This is a genomic window from Leclercia sp. GHBNCSD, assembly GCF_055805075.1.
Map to the genome: position 1 here is coordinate 3,670,506 of NZ_JBQVYO010000001.1, position 12,739 is coordinate 3,683,244.

Sequence of the window (12,739 nt, forward strand, 5' to 3'; positions counted from 1 at the left end):
TTTCTGTGTTACTCTCTTTTAACCCCTTTTGGTCCGGTTAAATGTATGCAGGAAAATGTATCAGTGACGGAGTCCGCGTTTTTGCTGGCAGAAAAATCAACGGCGTCAGTGCAGGCGTTATTGTGCCAACTGCTGGAAATTTACGATGCCAGAACGCTGGCGCATCTGCTGAATGCTCAGGGCGAAAGCCACTGGAGCCCGGCAATCATTAAGCGGCTGGTGACCAGTGAGCGGGCAGGGCGTCGTCTCAGCGACGGCGAATATAGCGTCTTGCAAAATCTGCTGCCTCGTCCGCCAGCCTGTCATCCTCACTATGCTTTCCGTTTTGTCGATCTCTTCGCCGGGATCGGCGGCATCCGCCACGGCTTTGAGGCGATTGGCGGGCAGTGCGTGTTTACCAGCGAATGGAATAAACACGCGGTGCGTACCTATAAAGCCAACTGGTATTGCGATCCTGACGCGCATCAGTTCAACGAGGACATTCGCGAAGTGACGCTCAGCCACCAGAGCGGTGTGACGGACGAAGAGGCGGCGCAGCACATTCGTGACAACATTCCTGCCCATGACGTCCTGCTCGCGGGCTTCCCGTGCCAGCCGTTTTCCCTGGCGGGGGTATCAAAAAAGAACGCGCTGGGCCGCGCGCACGGCTTTGCCTGCGATACCCAGGGAACCCTCTTCTTCGATGTGGCGCGCATTATTGATGCCCGCCGCCCGGCCATCTTCGTCCTTGAAAACGTCAAAAACCTGAAGAGCCACGACGGGGGCAAAACGTTCCGCATCATCATGCAGACCCTGGATGAACTGGGATATGACGTGGCGGATGCCGCTGACAGCGGCCCGGACGATCCTAAGATCGTTGACGGTAAACATTTTCTGCCGCAGCACCGCGAGCGCATTGTGCTGGTAGGCTTTCGTCGCGATCTCAACCTGTGTGGTAATTTTACGCTGCGGGATCTCCCGGGGCTGTGGCCGACCCGACGCCCGACCATTGCCGATCTGCTTGAGCCCGTGGTGGACGCCAAATTCATTCTCACCCCGGTGCTGTGGAAATATCTTTATCGCTATGCCAAAAAGCATCAGGCGAAGGGCAACGGTTTTGGTTTCGGCATGGTCGATCCTACCAACCCACACAGCGTCGCCCGCACGCTGTCGGCACGCTATTACAAAGATGGCGCCGAGATCCTCATCGACAGAGGCTGGGATAAAGCCCTTGGCGAGCGCGATTTCGATGATGCCGAAAACCAGCGCCACCGTCCGCGCCGTTTGACGCCGCGGGAGTGCGCGCGATTGATGGGATTTGAAACCCCTCAGGGCTACGGCTTCCGCATTCCGGTATCAGATACTCAGGCCTATCGCCAGTTTGGTAATTCGGTGGTCGTGCCAGCTTTTGCAGCTGTCGCCCGGTTGCTGGAGTCGCGCATTTTGCAGGCAGTTGAGAAACGCAAGGCTGAGGCCGCGAATGGCGGACGTTCATAATAAAGCCACCCGCAGTAAAAACATGCGCGCCATCGGCACGCGGGATACGGCTATCGAAAAACGGCTGGCCGGCCTGCTTACGGAGGTCGGTTTTGAGTTTCGTGTGCAGGATGCCGCCCTTGCCGGACGGCCTGATTTTGTCATCGACAGCCATACGTGTGTGATCTTTACCCACGGCTGTTTCTGGCATCGTCACGACTGCTATCTGTTTAAAGTCCCGGCGACCAGAACCGATTTCTGGCTGGAAAAAATTGGCAAGAATGTCGCGCGTGATGCACGAGATATCGCTGTGTTGCAGGAGCAGGGCTGGCGGGTGCTGGTGGTGTGGGAGTGTGCGCTGCGCGGCAAAATGAAGCTCGATGACAGGGCGCTCACGGAGCGGCTGGAAGAGTGGATCTGCAGCGGCGGTAACGCCGCGCAGATCGACACGCAGGGCATTCGCCCGCTTACGGTTTCTCAGCCTGACAAGAGGTAACCACCGGTTTTGCCGGCAGCAGGTACTTGCCGAGCGTCACCAGCACCACCGCCATAATAATAATCCCCAGCGCCAGCCACTCTGTCGCCGAGAGCGATTCCCCGCCAAGACCCGTGCCCAACAGGACGGCCACTACTGGATTGACATAGGCATAGCTGGTGGCGACCGCCGGTGAGACATTGCGGATCAGAAACATATAGGCGTTAATCGCGATCACCGAACCGAAAATCGCCAGATAGCCCACCGCCAGCCACCCTGAGAGGTCGGGTAGGGCGGTCATTTTCTCCCCCGACAGCAGGGACGCTGCCAGCAGTACGATCCCGGCGGTGACCATCTCAATGGCGCCGGCCATCATGCCGGAGGGCAATTCAATGCGCGAGCCGTAAACCGAACCAAACGCCCAGCTCATCGAGCCAATCAGGATCAACACCGCTCCCCACGGATTACCGCTGAGGTTACCACCGCTGTTAAGCAGAATAATGCCCACCATCCCGATGGCGATCCCCAGCCACTCCAGCTTGCGCGTTTTGATGCCAAAAAGACGGCTGAAGCAGAGGGTGAACAGCGGAACGGTGGCCACCACCACCGCGGCGATACCGGACGGCACATTCTGATGCTCGGCGACGGTGACAAAGCCATTGCCCACCGCCAGCAGCAGGACGCCAATCAGGGCGGCATTGAGCAACGGACGCAGCGGCGGCAGCCTATGGCCGCGCAGGAGCAGAAACGCCAGCAGCAGCGTACCCGCCGAGAGGAACCGCACCCCCGCCATCAGCAGAGGGGGCCAGCTTTCCACCCCAATGCGGATCACGAAGTAGGTGGAGCCCCAGATGATATAGAGCGCAAACAGGGCGCCCGCTAATGGTAAGACTTGCCTGAAACGCATACTCCCTCACGGCGAATTAAAAAGGTCGCATATAGTTAACGTGAAAACTATCACGCTGGCGAGTCCTTTAATTGTGTCGTTGATGTGAATAATTTGTTGACATATACGGGGTGGTTTCGAGGTTTGCGGTTTTACTCCATACTGTTGTGGTAATTAACAAAAAGAAGGAACCTTATTTTGGCGGGAAGTAGCTTATTAACTCTGCTGGATGATATCGCCACGCTGCTGGACGATATTTCACTGATGGGAAAACTGGCGGCGAAAAAGACCGCAGGCGTGCTGGGTGACGATTTGTCGCTAAACGCCCAACAGGTGACGGGCGTGCGTGCCAACCGGGAACTGCCCGTGGTCTGGGCCGTGGCGAAGGGATCGTTGCTCAATAAAGTGATCCTCGTGCCGCTGGCGCTATTGATCAGCGCCTTTATTCCGTGGGCCATTACGCCGTTGCTGATGATCGGCGGGGCGTTTCTCTGTTTTGAAGGGGCGGAGAAAATCCTCCACTCCCTGGCATCACGTAAAGATAAGGAGAAGGAGTCTCCGGCCGCGCGGCAACAGCGTCTGGAAGCGCTGGCAGCAAAGGATCCTGTCGCGTTCGAGCGCGATAAGGTGAAGGGGGCTGTTCGCACCGACTTTATTCTGTCGGCGGAAATTGTCGCCATCACTCTGGGTATCGTGGCGGATGCGCCGCTGCTGAATCAGGTGCTGGTGCTCTCGGGGATCGCCGTTCTGGTGACCATTGGGGTTTACGGTCTGGTAGGGCTCATCGTCAAACTGGACGATATCGGCTACTGGCTAAACGAAAAGCGCAATGCGCTGGCGAAGGCCACAGGCAAAGCGCTGCTGGTGATTGCGCCCTGGCTAATGAAGTCGTTATCGGTGATTGGCACCCTGGCGATGTTCCTGGTCGGCGGCGGGATTGTGGTGCACGGTATTGCGCCGCTGCATCATGCCATTGAACACTTTGCAGAAGCGCAAGCATCTGTTATTGCAGCCATTTTGCCAACCTTACTCAACCTGGTGCTCGGCTTTATCATTGGCCTTATCGTTGTGGCAGTCGTGAAAGTTGTGGAAAAAATGCGAGGGCACTCACATTAATAGGTTGAAGCTATACCAGGCATAACTGTTATTCCTCGACTAAATTGATACAGTTTCACACTGATAAAGGAGGCGGTTATGGTCTTTCTGGTCAGCGATGAAGTTAAGCCTAAAAATGGCGGCCCACGTATGGTCGTCACCGGCTATGCAAGCGGAATGGTGGAATGTCGCTGGTACGACGGTTACGGCATCAAGCAGGAAGCGTTTCGTGAAGATGAGCTTCAGCATGGTGATGGCACCCGGCGACAGGACAAGGCTTAAGTCACGCTACGCCCGGCACTGCCGGGCGTTTTTGTACGTTATAATCGCGCCAACCGCAGTAGCATTGCAAAATCAGCCAGGCTTTGACGTCATGCAGATGGCGAAGGTGGCCTTCACGGAGTAGGTGTGGAGCACGACATCGTTTCAGGAAAAGACGCTTTTACGGCACGACATCGCTTTCATCCGGGCCGGGTTGTTAACATCTGCTTTATTGTCGTCCTCATCTTCTCCACGCTGTTGACCTGGCGTGAAGCCGTGGTGCTGGAGGATGCGTACGCGGCCAGCCAGAAAAATCATCTGGAGACGGTGGCCAATTCACTGGATCGCCAGCTTGAGTTCAGCGTGGAAAAGCTGCTGTTCTTTCGCAACGGCATGCGCGACGCCCTTGAAACGCCCCTCGCATCCCCACTGCTGCGTAATACTGTCGACCACTTTAACGATCTGCAGGGCAAGCCCTCCTGGCAGCTGACCTTCGATGTGCGTCGCACCTTACCCTTGAACGGTGTTTCTGATGCCTTTGTACGGCAAACCACCAGCCTGTCACGTGATGATGAACGGATTGAAAGAGAGTTGAGCGCCGCGTTTGAAATGGGCTATTTGCTGCGCATCGACTCTCCGGCAGCACACGCCAGGCGCGTGGTCTATGTTTCCCACGCCGGGTTTTACGTCTCAACCGATCCCACCGACTGGGGAGGTGACATTATCTCCCGCTACTATCATTTGGTCACACGTCCGTGGTACACCGGCCAGTCGGAGCGTGAGAACCGGGCCCGAAGCGTGCGCTGGTTTACGCATGGGGCAGACGATCGCACCGTTACCGTCAGCGTACCGGTCGATTACCAACGCTACTGGTACGGCGCGCTGGCGTTAGAGTTTACGCTCCCGGGGCTGAAGAAACTGCTGCAGGATGCAGTAGACGGCAATGGTGAAGGTGAGTTCCAGCTCTATGATAAAGGCTTTAATCTGCTCGCCACGTCGGAGAATATTGCGGACAACGTGAATCATTTTGACGAGCGCGAGCGGGCGCAAATTGCCGCTGCTCTGGAAAAAGATACCGAAGGGGATATCCGTCTGGGGAGCCGCTACGTCAACTGGCATCATCTGGATCATTTTAATGGTCTTGTGCTGCGCATCCACACCCTGAGGGAAGGGGCGAACGGTGATTTCGGCAGCATTACTATCGCGCTGGCGCTGCTGTGGCTGCTCTTTACCGCGATGCTGGTGGGCTCATGGTTTGTGATCCGCCGGATGGTCAGCAATATGTACCGCCTGCAACACTCGCTGCAGTGGCAGGCCTGGCACGATCCGCTGACCCGGATAAATAACCGTGGCGCGCTGTTTGAGCGGGCAAAAGCGCTGGCGAAGCGGTGTGAACAGCAAAATCAGCCCTACTCGGTGATGCAGATGGATCTTGACCATTTCAAACGGGTTAACGACAGGTTTGGTCACCAGGCGGGGGATAAAGTGCTGACGCATGCGGCTGGCTTAATTATCCGCACGATAAGGGACACCGATGTTGCCGGACGTGTCGGCGGAGAAGAGTTCTGTGTAGTGTTACCGGACACCGGGCCGGAACAGGCGATGGCAATTGCCGAGCGGATCCGCGAGCGCATCAATCGTCGGGAAATCCTGGTGAAAAAAAGCCAGACGACGCGCGTCAGCGTGTCGATTGGCGTCAGCAGCGCAGAGGAGAGCGGTAACTACGATTTTGAACAGCTACAGTCCATCGCCGACGCCCGGCTTTACCAGGCGAAGCAGCGAGGACGCAACCAGGTGGTGGGTCAGGACGAGAAGAAGTGATCCAGCGCTTCACGCCAGCCAGCAGGACCAGGCTGGTGGGTGTGGTAAACCCGCGCCGGATCGTCGTTTTTGAGCGTAATTCCCTGGCGATTGATGCCTTTAACCACCACCGCGAAATCGACACTATCCAGCAGCGGCGCGTCGTTTGGCCCGTCACCCAGACCGAGAGTAGTGGGAAGCGCGCCTTCGCGCTGCAGGTATTGCTCGTTGAGCCAGTTAATCGCCTGATCCTTACCGCCGCGCTCATCAAGAATGTGCCAGAACCGTGCGCCCTGAACATACTTCAACCCCAGCGCGGTCAGCGCATCTTCAAACGCAGCCATTCTCTCATCGCTGTCGCGCCAGATGAGCGTCACCGAGGCTTCATGCAGTTTCGCCAGCCTCGCACGGGCATAATTAAGACCGGTCCACTCACTAATAACCCGCTCGTCCACGTCATCGAAGGTGGTGAATTTGTAACCCTCCCGGGCGCGCAATTGATTGATGATGTTAACGATATCGGCATGGGGAGCGCCATTGATTAACCGTGGGGCGTTGGGATGGTCATCCCAGCGGACATCCAGCTGGATCACCGCGCCATTTTCGGCAATAAAGGGCAAGCCCTCCAGCCCCAGATCGCTCTGGATCTCCAGCATCTCCGCCGCGGTTTTGCTGCTGCAGAGGATCACCGGGATCTGATGGTCCTGTAAGGTATCCAGCCAGCCAAGAGCGGGCTGCCAGTCATAGGTGTGAATATCCAGCAATGTGCCGTCCAGATCGCTATAGATAAGCAGCGGATCGTCGAGTGAAGGCATAGCATCTCCCCTAACAGATGAAGGTCTTTTATAAGAATTTTCTTAAAATAAAATTCTGCAAAACGGTTATCTTATGGAACCGATCCCGCGCACCCCACGGCTGACGCCTGTTGGGCAACTATAATCAACATTTTAATTGCACAGGGAAACTATAAATATGAAGAATATTTCCTTGTCTTGCAAAAAAATTGCAGATAATGTTTACGCGACATCAGATTTCCTGGTGTAACGAATTTACAAGTGCTTCTTGCATGAGCAAGTTTGATCCCGGTCACCCCATGATCGGGATTTTTTTCGCCTCAGCGATTCACCTCTGTGACGCTGAAATCATGGATATCCAGCTCAAAGGCTTCAGCCAGCTCGCGCCAGGTATGGTAATCCCGATCGTTAACCCGTACCCGGGTAGGGTCATCCTCTATGCGCTGTACTTCGCTCTCGCTGATTTCATTGATCGCGGCGAGCAAGGCATCCACATCAACATTCACTTCCCGTTTAGCCGTTTCGCTGTACTCTTTTTCGGTCTTCATTGCGTACTCCTCGTTTACCCTTTACAGCTTTAAGTATAGACCGCCGATAAAAGCGGCAATCGCGCAGCAACACGCTGCCAGTTTTCACGTTTTGTTCTACACTGGCTCAAAACCAGAGGAGGATTTTATGAACGTCAACGATCGGGTAACCGTCAAAACCGACGGCGGGCCGCGTCGCCCGGGTGTGGTACTGGCAGTTGAGCAGTTTAATGAAGGCACGATGTATCTGGTCTCGCTGGAGGACTACCCGCTCGGGATCTGGTTCTTTAACGAGCTTGGCCACCCTGACGGGATTTTTGTTGAGAGCGTGGAGTAACATGCGTGTCGGCTGACGCGGGCTGGCGCGGCCGAAATGAAAAATCTCTGGCATAGCCAGAGATCGGTTTACGTGGCAAAAAGGGAAGGGGTTAACGCAGATTAACGTAAATTCCGTTGGTCACATTGTCGGTCAGGCGAACGACATGATAGATCACTTGCTTATTATGCGTTTTAATCTTCCTTTTAATATTTCCTTTATGTGACGATACGGTTTTCGCCTTGATATTCATCTGGTCTGAAATCTGAATCGTTCCCTGTCCAGCCATCCACATTCGCAGCATGCTGGATTCAGTTCGGCTTAATGATAAAGTGGGAAAATTAAATTTCGCTACACTCTTTATCTCTTTGTTTAAATAATCCCCGATCAGTTCATCCAGCGATTCCGGCTTAATAGATTTCGAACTAATCAGAAGATTCTGACGCACCCGCAAATATTCATCGAAATGGATATTGGCTATAGCCATAAAAACAATAAACAGGGTGCCGGGATGCTGATTAATGATCTGCTTTATTTGCTGACTGTTGGCGGGATCGTGAATGAAACAGTCCTCATTAATAAACACCACACCTGGCGTAAGGGCGTCACATGCGGCGGCAAGTTCGTCAACCGTATGTACATCGTTGATCTCTTTTTTCTTTACCCCTCTGCTGGCCAGATACCCGGTTAACCCTAGCCGGGTGTAACTGCATAAATCCATAATGATCGTTGACATGGCATACCCTCACTCAATGCATAACGATAATTCACCACCTGCCTGAGAGCTCTTTAACAGCCAAACGGGATGGAAAAATAAATTACCTGTGAGCATTACAAGGACTTTCAGGCGAACTCACTATCCCGTAAAGTTACGTATAATTTGCCAGGAAACTTCTTAAAGTAAAGTAAATGTTGAATTATGTGAGGAGTATAAAAGCATTAAACCCGCTCCAGATATATCCTGGCAGATGTTTCTCATTTTCTATTTTAGGAATATCCTCAGAAAGACAATATAAAAAAGAGGGTTTATTGTTTCACGGAAAGCTCGCGCACGATATTGGCCAATAAATTAAATATTTCACTAAATAGATGTTCGCAGAATGGCGCAATAAGCGGCATTAAGAGGCCGATAAGCACAAGGCCGATAGTCAGGGTGATAGGGAAACCAATGACAAACACCGACAGCTGTGGCGCCATACGGTTAAGTAAACCCAGCGCCAGGTTGACGATCAGCAGCAGGGTAATCAGCGGCAGCGCCAGCATCAGGCCGTTAAGGAAAATCAGCCCGGCCGCACGGGTCAGCGCCATAAAAGCGTTGCTGTTTACCGGCTCCCCGCCAATCGGCAGGGTGTGGAAGGTATCCACCAGCATCGAAATCAGCCACAGATGCCCGTCAAAGGACATAAACAGCAGCATCGCCAGCAGGTCGATGATACGAGCAATGATCGGCATGTTAAGCCGACTGCCAGGGTCAAAGAAGGTGGCGAAGGAGAGACCCATCTGCAGACCAATCAGCTCCCCGGCGGTGCGCACGGCGGCAAAGGCAAACTGCATCGTAAAGCCGATGGCCACGCCAATCAGGATCTGCTGTAGCCCAACCCACAGGGCTGGCGCGGAGAAAATTGGCACATTTACCGGCGGCAGCGTTGGGGCAACGATGATGGTAATGAGAATAGCCAGGCCCAGCTTGACCCGCTTGGGTATCGCCCGCTCGCTCAGGATCGGCGCGGTGGAGATCAGGGCCAGGATGCGCAAGAGCGGCCAGAAGTAGAGGCCCAGCCACTCAAGCCACTGGATGCTGGTAACTTGCAGCATACCTAGCCGATGATATAGGGCAGGTTAGTGAACAGATTGCGCATGTAATCCAGCAGCAGGTTGAGCATCCACGGCCCGGCGATAATGATCGCCACAAACACGGCGATGATTTTCGGGATAAACGACAGCGTCATCTCGTTAATCTGCGTGGCGGCCTGCAGGATACTGATGATCAGACCGGTGACCAGCGCCACCAGCAGCAGGGGAGCGGCAACGGAGATGGCGACCTTCATCGCTTCCGTGCCCATCATCATGACCGATTCTGGCGTCACCGGGCGCTCCTTAACTGTAGAAACTTTGTGCCAGCGACCCCACCAGCAGCTGCCAGCCGTCCACCAGGACAAAGAGCATCAGCTTGAAGGGCAGGGCGATGGTTGCCGGCGGCACCATCATCATCCCCAACGCCATCAGGACGCTGGCGATAACAAGGTCGATAATCAAAAACGGAATGAAGATCGTAAAACCAATCTGAAAGGCGGTTTTCAACTCGCTGGTGACGTAAGCGGGCAGCAGAATGCGCATCGGCACCGCCTCAGGCCCCTGGATCGGCCCGGCGTTCGCCAGACGGGCAAAGAGCGCAAGGTCAGCTTCGCGGGTTTGACGTAGCATAAATTCCCGCAGCGGTTGCGCCCCTTTTTCCAGCGCCTCCTGCATGGAGATCTTCTCTTCGCTGAAGGGCTGATAGGCGTCGGTGTAAATCTTGTCGATCACCGGCGACATAATGAAAAAGGTCAAAAACAGGGAGAGACCGAGCAGCACCTGGTTAGGCGGCGCGGACGGGGTACCCAGGGCGTTTCGCAGCAGACCGAAGACGATAATGATGCGGGTAAAGCTGGTCATCATCAGCAGAATAGCCGGGATAAAGGTCAGCGAGGTGATAAACACCAGCGTCTGAACAGGCAGAGACCAGCTCTGACCGCCATTGGCCATCGGCGTCGAGATCAGGCCGGGCAACTGGGCATACACGGCGGGAGCAAACAGGCCAACCCCGGCAAGCGTAAGGGATAACAAACGGCGCATCACGATCTCCCGGAACGCTTAAGCAAACTCTTCATCACGGACTGAAAATCCTGTGGAACCTCTGTGCGACTCTCCTCAGAGACCGGCGCAGGCGGTAATTTATGCAGAATATTAATGTTTGAGGCGGTCACACCCAGCACCAGCCGGGCGTCTTCCACTTCAACGATCACCACGCGCTCACGCGGGCCCAGCGAAGTGCTGGCAGCGAGCTTCAGCCCGCGGGCACCGGCGGTTTTGCCCGCCAGTCCCACGCGTTTAGCCAGCCAGGCGGCAACGAGAATAAAGGCAATAATACCCAGCAGCGCGCCGCTGACCTGAAGCAGCGGCGAACCTGGCACCGCAGAGGGCTGAGAGACGACTGCCTGGGTCTTCATGCTTAACGGCTCAGACGACGCATACGTTCAGACGGGGTAATGATGTCGGTGATACGCACGCCGTACTTATCGGCGACAACCACAACTTCACCCTGGGCAATCAGGTAGCCGTTGATCAGAATATCCAGCGGCTCACCGGCCAGGCCATCCAGCGCCACGACCGAACCCTGCGTCAGGCGCAGCAGCTCTTTAATGGTCATGCGGGTACGGCCCAGCTCCACGGTCAGCTTGACCGGGATATCCATAATCAGATCGATATCCTGCAGCGTACCGCTGACGTCGCCGCCGCCCAGCTGCTGGAATACCGAATCGGCAACGCTTTTGCTGGCCGGTGCTTTTTGTTCGTTTAACGCCTCAGCCCACAGATCGTCCAGTGCTCCGGTGTTGTCATCGGACGGATTGTTCATATCACTCATTTGGGCTGTTCCTCATTCAGAGAATTCAAAATCGGGTTGATCAGGTGCTCAACGCGTAACGCGTACTGATTATTCACGGTGCCATACTGGCTGGTCAGCACGGGCACGCCATCCACATGCGCAATGATGCGGTCGGGTTTTTCTATCGGCAGAACATCGCCGGGTTTTAATTTTAAGATCTGCGACAAACGCAGCGGCACGTCGGCAAAATTGGCCACCAGTTCTAACTGGGAGTGCTGAACCTGGCGTACCAGGTTCTCACGCCAGTTCTGATCTTCATGGCGGGAGTTCTCCAGCGGCGGGTTCACCAGCACTTCGCGCAGCGGCTCAATCATGCTGAACGGCAGGCAGATATTGAATTCGCCGGTCAGGTTGCCGATCTCCACGTGGAACGGGGTGTTGACCACGATGTCGTTTGGCGAGGTGGTAATGTTGGTGAACTTCACCTGCATCTCGGAACGCACATACTCCACGTCGAGCGGGTGGATCGCCTTCCATGCGTCGCTGTACCCCTCAAGGGCCAGCTTCAGCATGCGGTTGATAACGCGCTGTTCGGTGTGGGTGAACTCGCGGCCTTCCACTTTAGTCGGGAAACGTCCGTCGCCGCCGAAGAGGTTATCTACGGCGATAAACACCAGGCTTGGCGAGAAGACGAACAGACCCGTGCCACGCAGCGGTTTCAGATGGATTAGGTTGAGGTTCGTCGGCACCGGCAGGTTACGGGCGAACTCATGATACGGCTGAATGCGGATCGCACCGACGGTAATATCCGGGCTACGGCGCAGCAGGTTAAACAGCCCCATACGGAACTGACGGGCAAAACGTTCGTTGATGATCTCCAGCGCCTGCAGACGCTCGCGCACCACGCGACGCTGGGTATTGGGATCGTAGGGGCGAATATCACTTTCGCCCGCCAGGCCCGCTTTTGGTTCGTCGGCTTTATCGCTGTCGCCGTTGAGCAGCGCATCGATTTCCGCCTGAGAAAGAATACTGTCGCCCATGTCGTTACCGCAGAATGAAAGCTGTATACAGAACGTCGGTGACTTCCTGCTTAGGTTGACCGCTGATCAGAGGCGCGGCCAGCGTTTGCTTAATGGCTTCCACCAGCTTCTGCTTACCTTCATCGGTAGAGAGCTGGGTGGCATCCTGACGAGAAAACAGCAGCAGCAGACGGCTGCGCACTTCCGGCAGGTATTCACTCAGACGCGCGCGGGTAGCTTCGTCTTTCAGACGCAGCGTAATGCCCACGTAAAAGACGTGATCGGCGTCGCCCAGGTTAACGGTGAACGTATCCAGCGCAAAAAAGACAGGTGCCGCCGGCGGTGGTGGCTCCACTTTGGCTTCGGCTGAAGGGGCTTTATTCATACGCCAGTAGCTGTAACCTGCGGTGGCGCAGGCGGCGAGCGTAATTAACACCAACAGCGGGATCCAGATGGAACGCTTACTTTTTTTGGTGATGGCGGAGTCAGTCATCTGTTGCGTGCTTCCTGTTTCGGGACTGCTAA

16 protein-coding genes and 1 pseudogene are annotated in these 12,739 nt (G+C 55.1%); 6 read left to right on the forward strand and 11 right to left on the reverse strand.

Translation table 11 applies throughout. The features are described from left to right. Positions 1-45 precede the first annotated feature (45 nt). Positions 46-1,476, forward strand: a complete 1,431-nt coding sequence (locus tag ACT3IC_RS17475) for a DNA cytosine methyltransferase (protein WP_168192028.1) — start codon at positions 46-48, stop codon at positions 1,474-1,476. Then, complete coding sequence (locus ACT3IC_RS17480; RefSeq protein ID WP_103180161.1) at positions 1,460-1,951, forward strand: very short patch repair endonuclease; 492 nt, start codon at positions 1,460-1,462, stop codon at positions 1,949-1,951. The genes ACT3IC_RS17475 and ACT3IC_RS17480 overlap by 17 nt, the downstream gene beginning before the upstream one ends. On the opposite strand, the gene yedA is transcribed toward ACT3IC_RS17480, so the two are convergent. Continuing rightward, positions 1,923-2,837 (reverse strand): drug/metabolite exporter YedA, encoded by a 915-nt coding sequence (gene yedA, locus ACT3IC_RS17485; protein ID WP_156654837.1) that lies wholly within the window; start codon positions 2,835-2,837, stop codon positions 1,923-1,925. The two genes, ACT3IC_RS17480 and yedA, sit on opposite strands and share 29 nt — an antisense overlap. Positions 2,838-3,014: 177 nt before the next feature. Here yedA and ACT3IC_RS17490 point away from each other — a divergent pair, with 177 nt between their 5' ends. The 3 genes from ACT3IC_RS17490 to dgcQ all read left to right on the forward strand — a co-directional run bounded on the left by ACT3IC_RS17490 (position 3,015) and on the right by dgcQ (position 5,993). Continuing rightward, entirely contained in the window at positions 3,015-3,932 is a 918-nt protein-coding gene (locus ACT3IC_RS17490; RefSeq protein WP_156654836.1) for a DUF808 domain-containing protein, read from the forward strand. Between the two features lie 78 nt (positions 3,933-4,010). Next, a complete protein-coding gene (locus tag ACT3IC_RS17495; protein ID WP_159339547.1) occupies positions 4,011-4,193 on the forward strand; it encodes a YodC family protein in 183 nt (60 codons plus the stop codon). A 126-nt stretch (positions 4,194-4,319) separates the two neighbouring features. After that, complete coding sequence (dgcQ, locus tag ACT3IC_RS17500) at positions 4,320-5,993, forward strand: cellulose biosynthesis regulator diguanylate cyclase DgcQ (RefSeq protein WP_473478377.1); 1,674 nt, start codon at positions 4,320-4,322, stop codon at positions 5,991-5,993. Here the strand turns inward: dgcQ and ACT3IC_RS17505 are convergent. Together ACT3IC_RS17505 and yodD are read right to left on the reverse strand one after the other, a co-directional pair. Continuing rightward, positions 5,975-6,787 carry a mannosyl-3-phosphoglycerate phosphatase-related protein gene (locus ACT3IC_RS17505; RefSeq protein WP_103180156.1) on the reverse strand — a complete coding sequence of 271 codons (813 nt, stop codon included), beginning with the start codon at positions 6,785-6,787 and terminating at the stop codon, positions 5,975-5,977. The genes dgcQ and ACT3IC_RS17505 overlap by 19 nt on opposite strands. 299 nt (positions 6,788-7,086) lie before the next feature. Continuing rightward, complete coding sequence (yodD, locus tag ACT3IC_RS17510; protein ID WP_103822455.1) at positions 7,087-7,314, reverse strand: YodD family peroxide/acid resistance protein; 228 nt, start codon at positions 7,312-7,314, stop codon at positions 7,087-7,089. A 127-nt stretch (positions 7,315-7,441) separates the two neighbouring features. Here yodD and dsrB point away from each other — a divergent pair, with 127 nt between their 5' ends. Beyond that, complete coding sequence (dsrB, locus tag ACT3IC_RS17515; RefSeq protein WP_180209824.1) at positions 7,442-7,630, forward strand: protein DsrB; 189 nt, start codon at positions 7,442-7,444, stop codon at positions 7,628-7,630. Between the two features lie 91 nt (positions 7,631-7,721). Here dsrB and rcsA read toward each other — a convergent pair whose 3' ends face one another. The 8 genes and pseudogenes from rcsA to fliL all read right to left on the reverse strand — a co-directional run bounded on the left by rcsA (position 7,722) and on the right by fliL (position 12,707). Continuing rightward, complete coding sequence (gene rcsA, locus ACT3IC_RS17520) at positions 7,722-8,345, reverse strand: transcriptional regulator RcsA (protein WP_103180154.1); 624 nt, start codon at positions 8,343-8,345, stop codon at positions 7,722-7,724. Positions 8,346-8,631: 286 nt separating this feature from the next. Next, positions 8,632-9,424, reverse strand: a pseudogene (gene fliR / locus ACT3IC_RS17525) (flagellar biosynthetic protein FliR); the annotation flags it as partial. A 2-nt stretch (positions 9,425-9,426) separates the two neighbouring features. Beyond that, positions 9,427-9,696 carry a flagellar biosynthesis protein FliQ gene (gene fliQ, locus ACT3IC_RS17530; RefSeq protein ID WP_032612271.1) on the reverse strand — a complete coding sequence of 90 codons (270 nt, stop codon included), beginning with the start codon at positions 9,694-9,696 and terminating at the stop codon, positions 9,427-9,429. A gap of 10 nt (positions 9,697-9,706) precedes the next feature. Next, positions 9,707-10,444 carry a flagellar type III secretion system pore protein FliP gene (gene fliP, locus ACT3IC_RS17535; protein WP_103180152.1) on the reverse strand — a complete coding sequence of 246 codons (738 nt, stop codon included), beginning with the start codon at positions 10,442-10,444 and terminating at the stop codon, positions 9,707-9,709. Beyond that, the gene (gene fliO / locus ACT3IC_RS17540; protein ID WP_103180151.1) at positions 10,444-10,818 is read right to left on the reverse strand and encodes a flagellar biosynthetic protein FliO; all 375 of its coding nucleotides are present in this window, start codon (positions 10,816-10,818) and stop codon (positions 10,444-10,446) included. The genes fliP and fliO overlap by 1 nt, the downstream gene beginning before the upstream one ends. Before the next feature lie 2 nt (positions 10,819-10,820). Continuing rightward, positions 10,821-11,234 carry a flagellar motor switch protein FliN gene (gene fliN, locus ACT3IC_RS17545; protein ID WP_103180150.1) on the reverse strand — a complete coding sequence of 138 codons (414 nt, stop codon included), beginning with the start codon at positions 11,232-11,234 and terminating at the stop codon, positions 10,821-10,823. Then, positions 11,231-12,235 carry a flagellar motor switch protein FliM gene (fliM, locus tag ACT3IC_RS17550; RefSeq protein ID WP_103180149.1) on the reverse strand — a complete coding sequence of 335 codons (1,005 nt, stop codon included), beginning with the start codon at positions 12,233-12,235 and terminating at the stop codon, positions 11,231-11,233. The genes fliN and fliM overlap by 4 nt, the downstream gene beginning before the upstream one ends. A gap of 4 nt (positions 12,236-12,239) precedes the next feature. Beyond that, positions 12,240-12,707: a flagellar basal body-associated protein FliL gene (gene fliL / locus ACT3IC_RS17555; protein ID WP_103180148.1), complete on the reverse strand. Its 468-nt coding sequence runs from the start codon at positions 12,705-12,707 to the stop codon at positions 12,240-12,242. Positions 12,708-12,739: the final 32 nt, after the last annotated feature.